Source organism: Ruegeria sp. B11 (genome assembly GCF_056539785.1).
In genome coordinates this window covers 584281-601600 of record NZ_JBQFVO010000001.1, presented here as the reverse complement: position 1 = coordinate 601600, position 17320 = coordinate 584281, and the positions used below count along the sequence as shown (strand labels likewise).

The 17320-nt window shown below is 56.7% G+C and carries 15 protein-coding genes and 1 tRNA gene; 9 read left to right on the top strand and 7 right to left on the bottom strand.

Going from position 1 to position 17320, the window contains the following annotated elements; translation table 11 throughout:
• Positions 1-31 precede the first annotated feature (31 nt).
• From ACR0I1_RS03065 to fabI, 3 genes are read right to left on the bottom strand one after another with little or no spacing between them, the layout of a single operon-like run.
• A complete protein-coding gene (locus tag ACR0I1_RS03065) occupies positions 32-1207 on the bottom strand; it encodes an aminotransferase (RefSeq protein ID WP_480704915.1) in 1176 nt (391 codons plus the stop codon).
• Positions 1208-1246: 39 nt separating this feature from the next.
• The gene (gpt, locus tag ACR0I1_RS03060; RefSeq protein WP_170392980.1) at positions 1247-1756 is read right to left on the bottom strand and encodes a xanthine phosphoribosyltransferase; all 510 of its coding nucleotides are present in this window, start codon (positions 1754-1756) and stop codon (positions 1247-1249) included.
• Positions 1757-1762: 6 nt separating this feature from the next.
• Complete coding sequence (fabI, locus tag ACR0I1_RS03055; RefSeq protein WP_170405951.1) at positions 1763-2569, bottom strand: enoyl-ACP reductase FabI; 807 nt, start codon at positions 2567-2569, stop codon at positions 1763-1765.
• Positions 2570-2703: 134 nt separating this feature from the next.
• Here fabI and pdxH point away from each other — a divergent pair, with 134 nt between their 5' ends.
• From pdxH to ACR0I1_RS03035, 4 genes are all read left to right on the top strand, one after another.
• Positions 2704-3309 carry a pyridoxamine 5'-phosphate oxidase gene (gene pdxH, locus ACR0I1_RS03050; RefSeq protein ID WP_170405948.1) on the top strand — a complete coding sequence of 202 codons (606 nt, stop codon included), beginning with the start codon at positions 2704-2706 and terminating at the stop codon, positions 3307-3309.
• 117 nt (positions 3310-3426) lie between these two features.
• Positions 3427-3954, top strand: coding sequence for a cold-shock protein (locus ACR0I1_RS03045; RefSeq protein WP_170392983.1), 528 nt, complete (start codon positions 3427-3429; stop codon positions 3952-3954).
• A gap of 7 nt (positions 3955-3961) precedes the next feature.
• Positions 3962-4429 carry a DUF192 domain-containing protein gene (locus ACR0I1_RS03040; RefSeq protein WP_170392984.1) on the top strand — a complete coding sequence of 156 codons (468 nt, stop codon included), beginning with the start codon at positions 3962-3964 and terminating at the stop codon, positions 4427-4429.
• 43 nt (positions 4430-4472) lie between these two features.
• Positions 4473-4549, top strand: a tRNA-Pro gene (locus tag ACR0I1_RS03035).
• A gap of 8 nt (positions 4550-4557) precedes the next feature.
• Here ACR0I1_RS03035 and ACR0I1_RS03030 read toward each other — a convergent pair.
• Positions 4558-4992 carry a hypothetical protein gene (locus tag ACR0I1_RS03030; protein WP_170392985.1) on the bottom strand — a complete coding sequence of 145 codons (435 nt, stop codon included), beginning with the start codon at positions 4990-4992 and terminating at the stop codon, positions 4558-4560.
• A gap of 544 nt (positions 4993-5536) precedes the next feature.
• Here ACR0I1_RS03030 and ACR0I1_RS03025 point away from each other — a divergent pair.
• Both ACR0I1_RS03025 and ACR0I1_RS03020 read left to right on the top strand, forming a co-directional pair.
• Complete coding sequence (locus tag ACR0I1_RS03025; protein ID WP_480704912.1) at positions 5537-9154, top strand: vitamin B12-dependent ribonucleotide reductase; 3618 nt, start codon at positions 5537-5539, stop codon at positions 9152-9154.
• 543 nt (positions 9155-9697) lie between these two features.
• A complete protein-coding gene (locus ACR0I1_RS03020) occupies positions 9698-9943 on the top strand; it encodes an EF-hand domain-containing protein (RefSeq protein ID WP_170405941.1) in 246 nt (81 codons plus the stop codon).
• A 54-nt stretch (positions 9944-9997) separates the two neighbouring features.
• On the opposite strand, the gene ACR0I1_RS03015 is transcribed toward ACR0I1_RS03020, so the two are convergent.
• Positions 9998-11542 (bottom strand): trimethylamine methyltransferase family protein, encoded by a 1545-nt coding sequence (locus ACR0I1_RS03015; RefSeq protein ID WP_480704910.1) that lies wholly within the window; start codon positions 11540-11542, stop codon positions 9998-10000.
• Positions 11543-11955: 413 nt separating this feature from the next.
• Between ACR0I1_RS03015 and ACR0I1_RS03010 the strand changes: the two genes are divergently transcribed.
• Positions 11956-12474 (top strand): outer membrane beta-barrel protein, encoded by a 519-nt coding sequence (locus ACR0I1_RS03010; protein ID WP_170510161.1) that lies wholly within the window; start codon positions 11956-11958, stop codon positions 12472-12474.
• 17 nt (positions 12475-12491) lie between these two features.
• Here the strand turns inward: ACR0I1_RS03010 and ACR0I1_RS03005 are convergent, their stop codons facing one another.
• Entirely contained in the window at positions 12492-13667 is a 1176-nt protein-coding gene (locus tag ACR0I1_RS03005; protein ID WP_480561451.1) for a pyridoxal phosphate-dependent aminotransferase, read from the bottom strand.
• A gap of 57 nt (positions 13668-13724) precedes the next feature.
• On the bottom strand, positions 13725-14069 hold the full coding sequence (locus tag ACR0I1_RS03000; protein WP_480704908.1) for an MmcQ/YjbR family DNA-binding protein: 345 nt from the start codon (positions 14067-14069) through the stop codon (positions 13725-13727).
• A gap of 218 nt (positions 14070-14287) precedes the next feature.
• Here ACR0I1_RS03000 and cysS point away from each other — a divergent pair, with 218 nt between their 5' ends.
• Together cysS and cimA are read left to right on the top strand one after the other, a co-directional pair.
• Positions 14288-15688, top strand: a complete 1401-nt coding sequence (cysS, locus tag ACR0I1_RS02995) for a cysteine--tRNA ligase (protein ID WP_480704907.1) — start codon at positions 14288-14290, stop codon at positions 15686-15688.
• Complete coding sequence (cimA, locus tag ACR0I1_RS02990) at positions 15685-17319, top strand: citramalate synthase (RefSeq protein ID WP_480704905.1); 1635 nt, start codon at positions 15685-15687, stop codon at positions 17317-17319. The genes cysS and cimA overlap by 4 nt, the downstream gene beginning before the upstream one ends.
• Position 17320 lies beyond the last annotated feature (1 nt).

Genomic DNA, 17320 nt, shown 5'->3' with positions numbered 1-17320 from the left:
TGAATACGATGCGTGCAGCCGGGGGGCAAGCTTAGAAGGACAAGCCCTGCAATCGGTCGAACAATTGCGCGATACCGGCGCGGTCGAGGTTGGCAAATGCTACGCGAACCTGCCGCTTTCCCGCGGAATTGCCCTCTGGCATGAACATGGTACCCGGCAACAGCAGTATACCTGCCTCGGGTACCAGCCGTCGGGCCAATTCGTCGGAAGCGATGCCAAAGGGATGTTCGAGGTAGGCAAAGTAAGCGCCAAGTCCCAAAAGACGCCAGCCTTTGTCTTCAAGGCGTGGCATTCCTTCCGCGATGGCCGCTCTTCGGTCGAGAATTTCATCTCGTTCACCTGCAACCCATTGGGTCAAGTTCCGCATGCCCCAAAGCGCGGCAAACTGGCCGATCTGGCCGGGGCAGATTGCGACCGTGTCCAGAAATTTCTCGATCTCCGCCAACAGGGCGGGGCTGGTTGAAATCGCGCCGACACGGTGACCGGTCAGGCGGTAGACTTTTGAGAACGAGTAGAGATGGACAAACGTATCGTCCCAACCCGATTGCTGGAACAGGTCATGAGGCGCGCCTGATCGACTGTCGAAATCGCGATAGGTTTCGTCAACCAAAAGACGAAGCCCCGTTTCCCGCGCAAGATCATAGAAGCGGCGCACCAAGTCCGCAGGGTATTCGACACCACCGGGATTGTTCGGCGTCACCAACGAAATCGCCCGTGTCTTTTCGGTGATAAGGGCGCGGGCGCGTTCCGGATCGGGAAGCAAATCATCGTCTGTGGGCAAATCAACGGTTTTTACCCCAGCCATATCCAGCCACATCTTGTGATTGAAATACCAAGGAGTCGGAAGGATCACCTCATCCCCCTGATCGGTAATTGCCGAAATCACGGCTGAAAAGGCCTGATTGCAGCCCGAGGTGATTGCGATCTGATTCGCCGTTACCTCAGCCACATAATGTACGCTGATCTGAGCCGCGAGCTCGGACCGCAGGTCATCGTTGCCCAGAACCGGGCCGTAAAGATGTGCGCTGTCCTGCTCGACTGCGAATTCGGCCATTGCTTGCCGCAGCGCTAACGGGGGCGGATCGACCGGGGCCGCCTGACTGACATTGATCAACGGACGGTCAACCGCGAACTCGACCCCGTCCAGCCAACGGCGTGCCTCCATCACCGGAGGGGCAAAGGTGGCGGCAGTGCGGGTCATTGTCATGGTGAGTCCGTGATTTCAGCGCTTATGAAAAACGCTTGATTAATCGGTGCCCCGATAGGGTTCGACATATTGCAGCGCCATGTCCCATGGGAAGAAAATCCATGTGTCCTGACTGACCTCGGTAATGAAGGTGTCTACCATCGGACGGCCCTTGGGCTTGGCGTATACGGTCGCGAAATGCGCTTTGGGGAACATCTCGCGCACCAGTTCCAGCGTTTTGCCGCTATCGACCAGATCGTCGATGATCAGAATACCGGTGCCATCCCCCATCAGATCAGCATTGGGCGCTTTGAGAATTTCTGCTTCGCCCTGCGCCTGATGATGATAGGATTTCACGCTGACAGTATCGACCGTACGGATATCCAGTTCGCGGCTGACGATCATCGCGGGGGCCATGCCGCCACGTGTAATTGCCACGACTGCACGCCAAGCGCCGTCATCTGGTCCTTGCCCATCCAGACGCCACGCAAGAGCGCGCGAGTCGCGATGAATTTGATCCCAGCTGATGTGGAAGCCTTTTTCGTGTGGCAGGCGGTCCTTGGCGCTCATGGTCTGTTATCCTTTTTCAACGTCCGGCGCGTCGACGGCCTTCATGCCGACGATGTGATAGCCTGAATCCACGTGCAGATTCTCACCTGTCACTCCGCTGCTGAGATCAGACAGCAGATACAGGGCCGATTTACCAACATCATCGATGGTCACATTCCGGCGCAGGGGCGAGTTATACTCGTTCCACTTCATGATGTAACGGAAATCGCCGATGCCGCTGGCCGCGAGCGTTTTGATCGGGCCTGCCGAGATTGAATTCACGCGAATGCCGTCTTTGCCCAAATCCTCGGCCAGATACTTTACGGACGCCTCAAGGGCGGCTTTGGCAACACCCATTACATTGTAGTGTGGCATGACCTGTTCAGCGCCGTAATAGGTGAGGGTGATCGCACTGCCGCCTTCGTTCATCATTTTCTCCGCGCGCTGCATAACGGCGGTGAAAGAGTAGACCGAAACATCCATCGTCAGGTTAAAGTTCGCGCGCGATGTGTCGACGTAGCGCCCGCGCAATTCGTTCTTGTCAGAAAAGCCAATGGCGTGGACGACGAAATCCAGTTTACCCCATTTCTTTTCCAGCGCGCTGAAGAGTTCATTAATTGATTCTTCGTCGCTGACGTCACAGGGCAAAACGATCTCGCTGCCCAACTGCGCCGCCAATGGATCGACGCGTTTTTTCAGGGCGTCCCCCTGATAGGAAAAGGCCAGCTCGGCCCCGGCGTCGGACAAGGCGCGGGCGATACCCCATGCGATTGATTTGTCATTGGCCAGTCCCATGATGAGGCCGCGTTTTCCGGCCATCAACTGATTTGACATCTTCGGTTCTCCGCCTGTCGTCGCATTGTGTTCGGTTGGTTTATGCCATTGATTGTCCTGCTTCAAGGCCATGCGCTCTTGCCCGCAGCGGGTTCTCGCCTTAGGGTCATGTTAATTGTTTCCTGGGGATGGAAATGAACGAGCATAATGGCATCTTCGCCGGGGCTGATCCGTTTGAAATCGCGGATCGGTGGCTGGCCGAGGCAGAAAAGACCGAACCGAATGATCCTAATGCGATTGCTTTGGCAACCGTGGACCCGGAAGGTTTGCCGAATGCCCGTATGGTTCTGCTGAAGGAAATCGAGAAGGACGCGTTTGTTTTCTATACGAACTATCACAGCGCCAAGGCTCAGGAGTTGGACAGCGCCCACAAAGCGGCTTTTGTGATGCATTGGAAATCTTTGCGGCGACAAATCCGTGTTCGTGGTACAATCACCAAGGAAGATGGGCCGCAGGCGGACGCGTACTACGCCTCGCGCTCGCTCAAAAGCCGCTTGGGTGCTTGGGCGTCACACCAGTCGCAACCGCTGGAAAGTCGTGCATCCCTGATGGCCGAAGTGGCTAAAGTGACCGCAAAGTTGGGTACCAACCCGCCTCGCCCTGAATTTTGGGGGGGATACCGTGTAACACCTGTCGAAGTCGAGTTCTGGGCCGATGGTGCCTTCAGGTTGCATGACAGGTTTCAGTGGAAGCGACAAAATGTCGATTCCGACTGGCAAGTGCTGAGGTTAAATCCATGACGTTCGCGTTGCGTGAAATGCAACTGTTTGCAGACAATAGCTTTTTTCAGCTTGAATTTGCGAGCCAAAACATAAACAAGAAACCCTTAACGACTTGCCTATCGTAATGGGAAAACAGTGCCAGAAGATCTGAACAGCATGTACCGCGTCCGTGGACACGTAAAATGGTTCGATCCCGCCAAGGGATACGGATTTGTTGTGTCTGACGAAGGCGGCCCGGACATTCTGTTGCACGTCAACGTGCTGCGAAACTTCGGGCAAAGCTCGGTCGCGGATGGCGCCGGCATCGAGATCATGACCCACAAAACTGATCGCGGTGTTCAAGCGGTCGAAGTGATCAGTGTTGACCCGCCTGTTCGCGCGGAAACCATGATGTTGGCCGATTTTGCCGAGCTTGATCCAACCGTGATCGGCAGCGCTCCGCTTGAGGCTGCGCGCGTCAAATGGTTCGACAAGGGCAAAGGGTTTGGCTTTGCCAATGTTTTCGGCAGCAGTGAAGACGTATTCCTGCATATCGAGGTGCTACGTCGTTCTGGGTTGGCAGATCTGCAACCGGGCGAAGCGCTGGCCATGCGGGTCATTGATGGCAAGCGCGGAAGAATGGCCGCGCAGGTTCTGGCCTGGGAAGCGGCCCTGAACGACTAGGTTCTGAATGATGAGAACGGCTTTCGTACTGGCGCTCCTGAGTTTTTTGATTGGCGGGATCGCGCGGGCTGAATGCCGTCCGGATCGTGTCGAGCTTCGAAATGATCTGGCAGAGGTTCGCTTCGACGTTGAGCTGGCCATCACACCGAAAGAGCGATCGCGCGGATTGATGTTTCGCGAAAGCATGCCGAACAGATCTGGAATGTTGTTTGTTTTTGATCCGCCGCAACCTGTTGCGTTCTGGATGAAGAATACCCTGATTCCGCTTGATATGATCTTTGTTGATCGCGCGGGCACGGTGACGCGTGTGCACGAAGGTGCAATTCCGGGGGATCTGAGCCCAATCGAAGGCGGCGATTCGGTTTATGCGGTCCTGGAAATCAACGCTGGCCTAGCCGAGCGTTACGCCATTCGGCCTGGATCGCAGATGCGCCACGAAGTTTTTTCGCAAGGTCCTGCAATTTGGCCCTGTTAGGGCTTTTCAAATCAGATCGGCACGTTTAGGAAGGCGCACGGTCCGGGGCGTGGCGCAGTCTGGTAGCGCACCTGTTTTGGGTACAGGGGGTCGTAGGTTCGAATCCTGCCGCCCCGACCATTTTTCCTCTACACTGGCGTTCCGCCATAATCGGTGTAGAGCTTGGAAAAATCCCTGTCCAAATCTTTGCTTTCAATAGGTATTCTAAGAGTTGAACCATCTTTCTGCGGAACCAGAAAGTACAACTCTGCGTCCACGCGATACCCGGCCTGATTCTTGGTCGAGCTCAGCCGCGTTACGATCTGCGGCAAGTTCTGCGGATAACCGTTGAAGCTGAGAATCAAATACGCCGTTGCCTCGGGCGGCAAGGTCTCGCGGCATTCAAAGATGCTTGCGGTGGTCTTGATATACTTGTCGCCCGGCCCCGCGCAGTCGGTCCTGAAGGAATTGAAAAGGTTCTGCGGATAACCGTCGAATTGCGCGCTGCGAGATGCAGGTGGTGCTTCCTGTGATGTGCAGGACACGATTAGCGCCACAATAGTTAACAATGAAATCAAACGCATGTAGAGTAGATTTCCCATCCAGAAATGTCGTGTGATTTCAAGTATGGCACGCGCTGCGATGTCGTGACGATGATTCTCTGAACATGTCCTTAACGCGGGATCGGTTGATCAATGACCTCTAACTGTGGCGGAAAACACGAGAAATCACTCTGACACATCAAGGCGGAATGGGCTGGTCGTCCGGGACATGTCTGTGGAGGAATCGCGATGCGGCGAAATTCCGCCGGTTCAGCAAAACAGGTCAAGCTAAAAGATTCCAAAAATGACCGAAAAAGCCCGTTGACCAACTATGGGAATATACGTCAGATTGTATGGGCCGAAAGACGAGCCACTAAATCTGGTAGGCAATGACCAGAAAAGGCATCGGGCGAGGGACGGAAAGCAAACCACTATGACGTAGACCGGATTCGCGGTTCTGCGCTGTTCTAGGCAGCGTCCGGTCCCTTGCGTCTCAAATTCGTCGGTAGTGCGGGCGGCACCCCGCAGCATCAAGATTTAGTGCCGGGACTTGAAATTTGGACAGATCGAAGCTGGGGCAGCGGACATGAAGATTGAAAGAAAATTCACCAAACCGGGACAGGATGCATATGCCGATCTGGATTTTGTGTCCGCAACATCCGAGATTCGCAATCCGGATGGCACAATCGTGTTCCGTCTGGACGAGATTGAAGTGCCTGCAAAATGGAGCCAGGTGGCCAGCGATGTCATCGCACAGAAGTACTTCCGCAAGGCCGGCGTTCCTTCCAAGCTGAAGAAGGTTAAGGAAAAGGACGTTCCCGAATTCCTGTGGCGATCGGTTGCTGCGGAAGATGCTGAATTTGATGGCGAAACCTCATCGAAACAGGTTTTTGATCGTCTGGCCGGCGCGTGGGCTTATTGGGGCTGGAAGGGCGGCTATTTCTCGACTGAAGAGGACGCGAGCGCCTATTTTGACGAGATGCGCTATATGCTGGCGACCCAGCGTGCAGCTCCGAACTCGCCGCAGTGGTTCAACACCGGTCTGCACTGGGCATATGGGATCGATGGCCCGGCGCAGGGGCACCACTATGTTGACTACAAAACCGGCAAGCTAACCAAATCGAAATCCGCTTATGAGCATCCGCAACCGCATGCGTGCTTCATCCAGTCGGTCGACGATGATCTGGTCAACGAAGGCGGCATCATGGACTTGTGGGTGCGTGAGGCGCGCCTGTTTAAGTATGGCTCGGGCACCGGAACCAACTTCAGCCATCTGCGTGCAGAGGGTGAAGCGCTTTCGGGTGGCGGCAAGTCTTCGGGCCTCATGGGATTTCTCAAGATCGGCGACCGCGCCGCTGGCGCGATCAAATCAGGCGGTACAACCCGTCGAGCAGCAAAGATGGTAATCGTCGATGCAGATCACCCGGACATCGAGCAATTCATCGAATGGAAAGTGATCGAAGAGCAGAAGGTGGCCTCGATCGTTGCCGGATCGAAGATGCACGAGAAGATGCTGAACGGCATTTTCGAGGCCATCCGGTCTTGGGACGGCTCTGCCGATGATGCCTATAATCCAAACGCAAACGACGCCCTGAAAAATGCGGTTCGCGAAGCGAAAAAGGTCGCGATCCCAGAAACTTACATCAAGCGCGTTCTGGACTACGCCAAGCAGGGCCACGACAGCATTGAATTCCCGACCTACGATACGGACTGGGATTCAGAGGCTTATAGCTCGGTCTCGGGCCAAAACTCGAACAACTCGATCCGGGTGACCAATGCGTTCCTGACCGCAGTTGAAAAAGACGCGGATTGGGAACTGATCAACCGCACCGACGGCAAGGTTGCTCGTACAGTCAAAGCTCGTGATTTGTGGGAAAAGGTCGGCCACGCCGCATGGGCCTGTGCCGATCCTGGCATCCAGTTCCATGATACTGTCAACGAATGGCACACTTGCCCCGAAGACGGTGAAATCCGCGGTTCGAACCCGTGTTCGGAATACATGTTCCTCGATGACACTGCCTGTAACCTGGCGTCGATGAACTTGCTGACCTTTTTCAAGGACGGTGAGTTCCAGGCGGCGGACTATATGCACGCCTCGCGGCTTTGGACGCTGACGCTGGAAATCTCGGTGACCATGGCGCAGTTCCCGTCTAAGGAAATTGCGAAACTCTCTTACGACTTCCGCACCTTGGGTCTGGGATACGCCAACATCGGCGGCCTGTTGATGAACATGGGTTACAGCTACGACTCGGATGAGGGACGTTCGATCTGTGGCGCGCTGACCGCGATCATGACCGGTGTGGCTTATGCGACCTCGGCAGAGATTGCAGGCGAGCTTGGCCCGTTCAAAGGATATGAGCGCAACGCAGACCATATGCTGCGCGTCATCCGCAACCACCGTCGTGCGTCGCAAGGAGTGACCGAAGGGTATGAAAAACTGGCTGTTAAGCCGGTGCCTCTGGATCACGACAATTGCCCGGACAAACGTCTGATCGATCTGGCCATGTCAGCCTGGGATGAAGCGCTGAGCCTCGGCGAAAAGAACGGTTATCGCAACGCGCAGGCCACAGTTATCGCACCAACCGGCACCATCGGTCTGGTGATGGATTGCGACACGACCGGGATCGAACCGGATTTTGCGCTGGTTAAGTTCAAGAAGCTTGCGGGAGGTGGTTACTTCAAGATCATCAACCGCTCGGTGCCCTCGGCGCTGGAGAAGCTGGGCTATTCCTCGGCTCAGATCGAAGAGATCGTGGGTTATGCGGTTGGTCATGGCACCATCGGCAACGCGCCGGGGATCAACCACACCTCGCTGACCGGTCATGGTTTTGGCCCGAACGAGTTGGCAAAAGTAGATGCCGCACTGGAAAGCGCGTTCGACATCCGGTTCGTCTTCAACCAGTGGACGCTGGGCGAGGACTTCTGCACCGGTGTTCTGGGCATCCCGGCGACCAAGCTGAATGACCCGACCTTCGATCTGCTGCGCCATCTGGGCTTTACCAAGGCGGATATCGACGCGGCAAACGACCATGTTTGCGGAACCATGACGCTGGAAGGTGCGCCGCATCTGAAGGAAGAGCACTATTCGATCTTCGACTGCGCCAACCCGTGCGGCAAGAAAGGCAAGCGTTTCCTTGGGGTTGATAGCCACATTACCATGATGGCTGCAGCGCAAAGCTTTATCTCGGGCGCGATCTCAAAGACGATCAACATGCCCAATGACGCGACCATCGAGGACTGCCAGAAGGCATACGAACTCAGCTGGTCGCTGGGTGTGAAGGCGAACGCGCTGTACCGCGACGGCTCGAAACTGTCGCAGCCTTTGGCGGCGGCGCTGGTCGAAGATGACGATGAGGCAGCCGAAGTGCTGGAAAGCGGTTCGACGCAAGAAAAAGCCGTCGTTCTGGCCGAGAAGGTGATCGAGAAGGTTGTGGTCAAGGAAATGATCCGCAGCCATCGCGAGAAACTGCCGCATCGCCGCAAAGGTTATACCCAAAAGGCAATCGTGGGCGGCCACAAGGTTTACCTGCGGACCGGTGAGTTCGAAGACGGCAAGCTGGGCGAGATTTTCATCGACATGCACAAGGAAGGCGCTGGCTTCCGAGCGATGATGAACAACTTTGCCATCGCCGTGTCGGTTGGTCTGCAATATGGCGTGCCGCTGGAAGAGTTCGTCGACGCCTTCACCTTCACCAAGTTTGAACCAGCCGGGATGGTTCAGGGCAACGACTCGATCAAGAACGCGACGTCGATCCTGGATTATATCTTCCGTGAACTGGCCGTGTCTTATCTGGACCGCACCGATCTGGCTCATGTGAAGCCCGAAGGCGCAACCTTCGACGATCTGGGTCGCGGCGAAGAGGATGGTCTGTCCAACGTATCGGAAATCAGTGAAAGCGCGGCAACCAAATCTCTGGAAGTGCTGAAACAAATCAGCTCGACTGGGTATCTGCGCAAGCGGCTACCGCAGGATCTGATGGTCTTCAATGGTGGTCAAGCCGACGTGTCCGGTATGGCCGAAACCGCAGCGACATTCGAAGCACCCGCTGAGACGGCGGTTGCGACCGGAATGGACGCCCGTACCAAAGCCAAGATGCAAGGGTACGAGGGCGATCCATGCGGCGAATGCGGAAACTACACGCTGGTGCGCAACGGCACCTGCATGAAATGCAACACCTGCGGCGCAACTAGCGGGTGTAGCTGAGTTTAGCGCCCCGGCAACCCGGGGTGCAGGGGTCGGATGCTGCCACAGTAACCGGCCCCGACGAATACGAAGCAAGGCGCTGAGACTTACCATCGATGCCTTGTTTCACTCGGCCGACATGCCCGTGTCGGCCGGGAACAGGGTGGGGCGGAATATTTGCTCCCTCCCACTCTCTCACGGGACGGGTGCGCTCGTCCCATGCGCAGTCCAGGCCGCAGGCAAAAAAACACCGGGCGGTCAACGAAATGAGCCTGGAAGGCGAAACTGACAGGGGGCTTCGGCCCCCTTTCTTTTTTCAACCCCGAGTCGCGGATCTGAGCAGGGCTTCGCCGGATCATCCTGTTTGGATCGGGCAAGAGTTGCCGAAGCCACGACTGGCCATTTCGTCCGGCAATCGTCCGCAAATGCGACTCAGTCAAACACGCAGAGATTGGCTTGAATGCGACCATATCAATCTGAGCGGGTGACATGCCTTCAGGATGGGCTTTTTTTGGCGCTTGTCCGGACGCAAACACTCAAGAAAACGCAATCAGGAGGCATAACATGAAACCGCAAATTCTGGCCCTTATCTCAACCTTCGCACTTGGCCTGCCGACATTGGCCGTCGGCCAAAGCGCCGCCGATACCAACGGCGACGGAGTACTGACGATCGATGAAGTTCAGGCCGTCGTGCCTGATGTTGATGCCGAAGGCTTTGCGCAGATGGACGCAAACGGCGACGGTGCGCTAGATCAGGATGAGATCACCATCGCTGAACAAGCGGGCCTGCTGCCGCCGTCCAACGGCTGATAAAGCAGGAGTACTGGCGGCCCGGAAGCTCCGGGCCGCTTATTTTTCAGTGTCTTACGCGGGTAAGTAAATGTTGAATTTGCCGCGAATTTCCGCGTCCAGAAGCCGGTCGAATCTGGCCGGGGAAGGCACGGCAAGGATTTCTTCCTTCCGCTTCACTGCCTTTTCGATCAGATCTGGTTTGCCAAGCTCAACCCATTCCTTCGGAGATGATCGGTCACCAAAGGTAGGATAGACGTAATCTGCCTGCATACGGCCTAGCGTCGCATCGGTGCCAAGATAATGCCCAGGACCACCCATGCAGACTTCGGCCATCTGATCCAGTGCCAGTGTCTCGTCCGTCACCTCGATCCCGCGCACACAGCGCTGTGCCTGTCCGATCAGGTCATCGCTCAGGATCAGGCTCTCGTGGCAGAAGCCCAGCAACGAGGCATGCATGCCTGCCGCTTCATACACCATGTTCAGGCCCGACAGCCCAGCCATGACGTTCGAACACATTTGTTCCCAACCGGCCTGCATGTCGGGCAATTTCGCGTCCGATGCACCAGCTGCGGCACCACCGGGCAGATCGTAGAACTGGTGCATTTGCGCGCAGCCAGCGGTTAGCAGAGCTTGTTCACCCGAGCCGATGGACATTGCACCCGTGCGCAGGTCCAGACCAAAAGGCCAAGTGCCAAAAATCGCGGGTGCACCGGGCTTTACGGCGTTTACATAAACCAAACCCGCCAGACATTCGGCGGTGGCTTGTGTGATCGCTCCGGCAACGGTCGAGGGTGCGGTAGCTCCTGCCATGCCCGCAGAAAGCAACAAAACCGGCATTCCGGCCTTGATGCATTCTTCCATCACCTCGCAGCTTTCGGTGGCGAATTTCATCGGGGGCACAACGAAGCAGTTGGAGTTGGACATGAAGGGCCGCTCGCGCCACTTGTCCTCTCCGCCCGCGATCATGTGCAGCATCTCGATGGCGGGGGCCACATGGCTGGGCTCCGTGAACGACGTACCGATATGTTTGAACGTGCCTGAGGTGGTGGCGTAGACCGTGTTCAGATCCATCTCAAGGTTGTCGGCGATATCTCGGCACACCATGGGGCGTTGAACAAAGTGAATGTTTTCAAGCTGTTCACAGATGCGAGTCGCGTCATGCAGGTCCTGCAGGGTCGAGTCGCGATATTCCTGTCCATGCACGTCGACCATGCTGACCGCTGCGCCTGCGGTGCCATAATGGACACGCGTTCCCGACAGCTCCAGATCCGATTTGCCGTCCCGGCTGTGCAGAGTGATCGAGCGATTGGCCTTGGCGATTGTGTCCTCGACCAATGCGCGCGGAAAGCGGATGCGGCCATCGTCGCCCAAGGTGCATCCCGCAGCCACGAGATAGTCGATCCCACTTTGTGGCGCATCAGCAAGGCCGATGGTTTCCAGTGCGGTCAGAGCGGCCTCGTGGATGCGTTCGATCTGTGCTTGGGTCAGAACCTTCAGGGTTCCGCCCTCCATACCAGGCCGAATCGGGCGAAGATGTTCCGGAAGAGCTGACGCACGGGCGGCACGACGCGCGGCGCGGCCACCGCTGCGGGATGAGTTTCGGGTTTGTTCGTTCATGTGTGTGTCCGGTCAAAAAAGTACGATGTGGGTGAGTGTACCTAGACCAGTGCTGGCCGTCCTCGTGCCGCACGACCGCGATCCGCACCAATGGTGCGGCTGACCAGCTGAATTTTCCAAACTTCGTTATGCATCAACTTCCTCAGTCTGATGCGCCCATTGTTTCAATGCACTTTTGGACAATCTGTTCTGTTTGCGACTTTGGACTAATTTTATTGGGCCATCAGTCAAAATGAACTGGGCGCAAATCCTCGTGACTAAATGTTTTTTTCCAATTGCGGTAAGAATCTGTTAATCTGCACGTAGTTATTTGGATTTGTACCTTAGGTTTAAGTAAATACTGGGGTTGGCTGATCAGCAGATCACTGCCTCGGGGATGCGCCCAAACCGGCAACGGATGTTTGGAGGTCTGCATGAAGTCATTACTGGCCGCACTCGCCGCAGCACTGATAACAGGTGCAGGGCAGGTTGTGGCAGAAGACTGGACAGGCGCGTACGCTGGTTTCAGCTTTGGTTATGCAGATGTTGATGGGTCCGGAGGGGCAGGCGGAAGCGGGGGCAGTTTTGGCCCGCTGATCGGATACGACTATGATTTTGGAAATTTCGTGCTTGGCGGTGAGCTGGAATATAACCGCCTGAATCTTGATCTGGGACAATCCGAAGGAAGCCTTGATAGTATGTCGCGATTGAAGTTGCGCGGCGGCTACGATTTTGGATCAGCCCTTGGCTATGTTGTCTTGGGAACCGCGCGGGCCAGTACGTCGGGTGACAGTGATACGGCAGCCGTTTACGGGATCGGTGTTGCCTATCCGCTTGGCGAACGGTTTGTAATCAGTGGCGAAGCGCTGCGGCAGAACTTCGATGATATACCGGAGTCTGGTCGAAGCCTCGACGCAAATGTGTTCAACTTGCGCACCACATTCCGCTTCTGAAACTCGGTGGTCGATTGTCATCCATCTGCCAATTGAGCGGCAAATTCGCATAGGGTCTGTAGCGATGTGACGAATTTCTCGTCATCGATTGTCATGGCCACGCGGATGTGACCTGCGGCGGCAGAACCAAAGCTCTCACCGGGCATCACAGCGATGGCATGCGTGTCCAGCAGCGCATTTGCGAACACATCGCCGCTAAGACCCGTAGCCCGGATATCCAGCATCAGATACATCGCGCCTTGCGCCGGTATTAAGGTGACGACCTGCTGCGCAGCCAGCACTTCAATCGCCAGAGCGCGGCGGCGGCGAAACGGCGCGGCGATTTTGTCTTCGAGAGGTTGTCCCACGCTCAGCGCATAGTTGGCCGCATCCTGTATAAAGCCGGGCACACCATAGGTTGTATGTGTTGCCAAGTTGATCAGGTGGTCGATCACGCCTTCCGGAGCAACGATCCACCCACAACGCGAGCCAGTCATGGCATGAGATTTCGACATTGAACCCACGACCAGAGTGCGCTCAGCCATGCCGGGTAGGGCGCGCGGTGACAGGTGTTCACCCTCCCAAACCTGCGTATCGTAGACTTCATCGGAAATCAGCCATAGATCGCGGCGCTGACAAACCTCGGCGATGGCAGAAAGTGTTTCGGCGGAATAGACCACACCAGTTGGATTGTTTGGGGAGTTTATCAGCAGCGACACCGCCCCGCCTGCCGCGCCATCGATATCGGAAGCGCGAGGTTGGAACAAATCTTCGGCGCGTGTTTCTATGCGTTTGGCTACCGCTCCAACGCCACGGATCGTGCCGGGGTAGGTGGCATAATACGGATCCAGGTAGAGCGCGATATCGCCCGGATCGCAAAGCGCGGTGTGCGCCGCAAACAACGCGGCCTGACCGCCGGGGGTTATGATGACATTGTTGCGAGTGGTCGCTACACCTGTTCGCATTTGGACACGGGCGGCCACAGTATCACGCAGCAGATCAGTGCCCGGAACCATCGCGTATCCTGTGTGCCCGCTGCGGGCCGAACTTTCCATGGCCGACAATATTGACTGATCGGTCCGAATGTCATGCTCGCCGATCGTCAACTCGGTAACGGCATGGCCTTCGGCAATCATCCGACGCGCGCGGATGAACACCTCCCAGCCGTCTGATCCACCCTCGGTCAGATGCGTAATGCGATGCGATAGTTTCAAGGGATTCTCCCGACCGGCTATGACGCCGAATGGGGCAAAGCACAGCAATTTTGTCAATCAGCTTCGCGGCGGCAAACTCGCCTGTATCTTCTTGGTCAGCGATGCACGGACGATATCGTATGAGGTGATCAGGCGATGTTGCATCTCGTCGGCGGCGGTTTCCCACGGCAGTCGAACCCAGCTGCGTTGAAAATACGGGGCCTTGGTGCCAATCCCTGCGTCGATCAACATCTGCGCGGTCTCAATGTCGGGTGTCTTGACCGATACACCATCCCCGACCGAACCGACGCAGGCGAACATCTTGCCGCCAACTTTCCATGCGTCGTGGCCGCCACCCCAAGGGTCCGAAAGTTCGGCACCGGGCAGGTCTGCGCATACGGAATTGACGTAATCACGGGTCATGGTGGGCAGACTGCCTCTGTGGAGGTTGAAACTCAAGGCTTGGCTCAGCATCAATCCCGTGCTAGGCAAAGCGCATGAACCGGAAAACTTGCATCATTATCTGCTGCATTACCTGCTGATTTCTCAAGCGGGCCGGTTTCTTTCGTTTTCATCTCTGAGACAAGTTGCTAAGCCCGCGCCAACGCGTGACGTATATGCTGTTTCAGGAGCACGACCCGATGACGACGATCAAACTGCACAATACAAGGACTCGGACGAAAGAGGATTTCGTGCCGATCGATCCCGATAATGTGCGGATGTATGTCTGTGGTCCGACGGTCTATGATCGGGCGCATCTGGGGAACGCACGGCCTGTGGTTGTGTTCGACGTGCTCTATCGTTTGTTGCGGCATGTATACGGTGCTGATCACGTGACCTATGTGCGCAATTTCACCGACGTGGATGACAAGATCAACGCCACCGCACTGTCGCGCAAGAAGGCTGGGGCTGACGGGTCTTTGGAACAGTTGGTGCAGGAACGTTCGGACGAAACCATCGGCTGGTATCTGCACGACATGGGCGCGCTGGGGGCGTTGGAACCCAACGCGATGCCGCGCGCCACAGAGTATATCGCGCAGATGATTGCGATGATCGAAGACCTGATGGCCAAGGGGCACGCTTATGCTGCCGAGGGTCACGTGTTGTTCGCGGTGGACAGCTGGAAGGAACACTATGGTGCGCTGTCGGGGCGGTCGGTTGATGACATGATCGCCGGGGCGCGGGTCGAGGTCGCGCCTTACAAGAAGAACCCGATGGATTTTGTGCTGTGGAAGCCGTCGACCGATGAGTTGCCCGGCTGGGACAGCCCATGGGGCCGGGGGCGTCCGGGGTGGCATATCGAATGCTCGGCCATGAGCTATGAATTGCTGGGCGAGAGCTTTGATATTCACGGTGGCGGCAACGATCTGATGTTCCCGCACCACGAGAACGAGATTGCTCAGAGCAAATGTGCCCACCCGCATGGCGAATTCGCGCGTGTCTGGATGCATAATGAAATGCTACAGGTCGAGGGCAAGAAAATGTCCAAATCGCTGGGCAATTTCTTCACCGTTCATGATCTGCTTGAGCAGGGTGTGCCGGGTGAAGTGATCCGGTTTGTGTTCTTGCAGACCCATTATCGCAAGCCGATGGACTGGACCGAGAAGAAGGCGCGCGAAGCCGAGGCAACGTTGCGCAAGTGGCGGGCGCTGACAGCGGGCATCGAGCCCGCTGCCGCCGCGGCACCTGCGGTCATTGATGCGCTTGCCGATGACATGAACACGGCAGGTGCCATCGCTGAACTTCATCGTTTGGCTGCTGACGGCAACGCTGCTTTATTGCTGGCGAGTTCACAGGTGGTCGGGCTGTTGACGGATGAAATGGCAGCTTGGGCGCAAACCGCCGTGGCTGATCTGTCATCCCACGCAGAAAAACTGGCCGATGCCCGCGCTCTTGCGATGCAGAACAAGGATTTCTCTGAGGTCGATCGCCTGAAGGCGGCCTATGTCGCCGCAGGGCTGGAGGTTCGGATGAGCAAGGACGGTGTGGAGTTGGTGCCAGGTGCTGGCTTTGATGCCGCGAAGTTGGAGGCGGTCGAATGACCAAAGAGCGCCTTTACCTCTATGACACCACCCTGCGCGACGGGCAGCAAACTCAGGGTGTGCAGTTCTCGACAGCCGAGAAGGTGCAGATCGCGCAGGCGTTGGATTCGCTGGGGATTGATTACATCGAAGGGGGTTGGCCCGGAGCGAACCCGACCGACAGTGCGTTTTTTGAGAGCGCGCCTGAGACGTCGGCCTGTATGACGGCGTTTGGAATGACCAAACGCTCGGGCAGGTCGGCTGAGAATGATGACGTTCTGGCGGCTGTAATGAACGCGGGAACACCAGCCGTTTGTCTGGTTGGGAAATCGCACGATTACCACGTGACCCACGCACTTGGTATCACGCTGGAGGAAAACACCGAGAACGTTCGCGCCTCGGTCGCGCATATCGTGGCGCAGGGGCAGGAGGCTCTGTTTGATGCCGAGCATTTTTTTGATGGCTACAAGGACAACCCGGAATATGCGGTTGAAGTCTGCCGCGCTGCGCTCGATGCAGGGGCACGGTGGGTGGTTCTGTGTGACACCAATGGCGGAGCATTGCCGGCAGAGGTCGGGCGGATCGTATCCGAGGTGATTGCGGCCGGTCTGCCGGGGGATCGGCTGGGCATTCATACGCATAACGACACCGAGAACGCAGTGGCGTGCTCGCTGGCTGCAGTCGATGCGGGGGCGCGGCAGATTCAAGGTACGTTGAATGGGTTGGGAGAGCGCTGTGGCAATGCCAACCTGACCGCTTTGATCCCAACGCTGATGCTGAAAGAACCCTATGCCTCGCGCTATGAGATCGGAGTGATGCCCGAGGCGCTGGCCGGGCTGACGCGCATCAGTCGGATGCTGGATGATATCCTGAACCGAGTGCCCAGCAAGCAGAGCGCCTATGTGGGCGCGTCGGCTTTTGCGCATAAGGCCGGGCTGCATGCCAGCGCGATCCTCAAGGACCCGACAACCTATGAGCATATCAATCCGGCAAGTGTTGGAAATGCGCGCATCATTCCGATGTCGAACCAGGCTGGGCAATCGAACCTGCGTAAACGTCTGACCGATGCGGGATTGGCCGTAGAAGCGGGCGATCCGGCGTTGGGACGTATCCTTGAGCGGATAAAACTGCGCGAGGCCGAGGGGTATTCCTACGACACCGCGCAGGCTAGTTTTGAGCTGCTGGCGCGGGATGAATTGGGGCAGTTACCCGAGTTCTTTGAGGTCAAGCGCTATAAGGTGACCGTTGAACGCCGGAAAAATAAATACAACAAGATGGTCAGCCTGTCCGAAGCGGTTGTTGTTGTGAAAGTGGATGGCGAGAAGAAGCTGTCGGTAAGTGAGTCGCTGGATGAAAGCGGTAGCGATCGCGGTCCGGTGAACGCGCTCGCCAAAGCTCTGGCCAAGGATTTGGGGCAGTATTCGCAGATACTGTCGGATATGCGGCTGGTCGACTTCAAGGTGCGCATCACTCAGGGCGGGACCGAGGCGGTCACGCGCGTGATCATCGACAGCGAAGACGGGCAAGGGCGGCGCTGGTCTACGGTTGGGGTGAGTGCGAACATAATTGATGCCTCGTTCGAAGCGCTGCTGGATGCGATTCAGTGGAAACTGGTGAGCGATTGCGCCCCGCAGTCAGCGGCCGCCGAATAAG

Excerpts from the sequence above, each read along its gene's own strand:
- ACR0I1_RS03065 (WP_480704915.1), bottom strand. The coding sequence starts at position 1,207 with ATGACAATGACCCGCACTGCCGCCACCTTTGCCCCTCCGGTGATGGAG.
- gpt (WP_170392980.1), bottom strand. The coding sequence starts at position 1,756 with ATGAGCGCCAAGGACCGCCTGCCACACGAAAAAGGCTTCCACATCAGC.
- fabI (WP_170405951.1), bottom strand. The coding sequence starts at position 2,569 with ATGTCAAATCAGTTGATGGCCGGAAAACGCGGCCTCATCATGGGACTG.
- pdxH (WP_170405948.1), top strand. The coding sequence starts at position 2,704 with ATGAACGAGCATAATGGCATCTTCGCCGGGGCTGATCCGTTTGAAATC.
- ACR0I1_RS03040 (WP_170392984.1), top strand. The coding sequence starts at position 3,962 with ATGATGAGAACGGCTTTCGTACTGGCGCTCCTGAGTTTTTTGATTGGC.
- ACR0I1_RS03030 (WP_170392985.1), bottom strand. The coding sequence starts at position 4,992 with ATGCGTTTGATTTCATTGTTAACTATTGTGGCGCTAATCGTGTCCTGC.
- ACR0I1_RS03025 (WP_480704912.1), top strand. The coding sequence starts at position 5,537 with ATGAAGATTGAAAGAAAATTCACCAAACCGGGACAGGATGCATATGCC.
- ACR0I1_RS03020 (WP_170405941.1), top strand. The coding sequence starts at position 9,698 with ATGAAACCGCAAATTCTGGCCCTTATCTCAACCTTCGCACTTGGCCTG.
- ACR0I1_RS03015 (WP_480704910.1), bottom strand. The coding sequence starts at position 11,542 with ATGAACGAACAAACCCGAAACTCATCCCGCAGCGGTGGCCGCGCCGCG.
- ACR0I1_RS03010 (WP_170510161.1), top strand. The coding sequence starts at position 11,956 with ATGAAGTCATTACTGGCCGCACTCGCCGCAGCACTGATAACAGGTGCA.
- ACR0I1_RS03000 (WP_480704908.1), bottom strand. The coding sequence starts at position 14,069 with ATGACCCGTGATTACGTCAATTCCGTATGCGCAGACCTGCCCGGTGCC.
- cysS (WP_480704907.1), top strand. The coding sequence starts at position 14,288 with ATGACGACGATCAAACTGCACAATACAAGGACTCGGACGAAAGAGGAT.
- cimA (WP_480704905.1), top strand. The coding sequence starts at position 15,685 with ATGACCAAAGAGCGCCTTTACCTCTATGACACCACCCTGCGCGACGGG.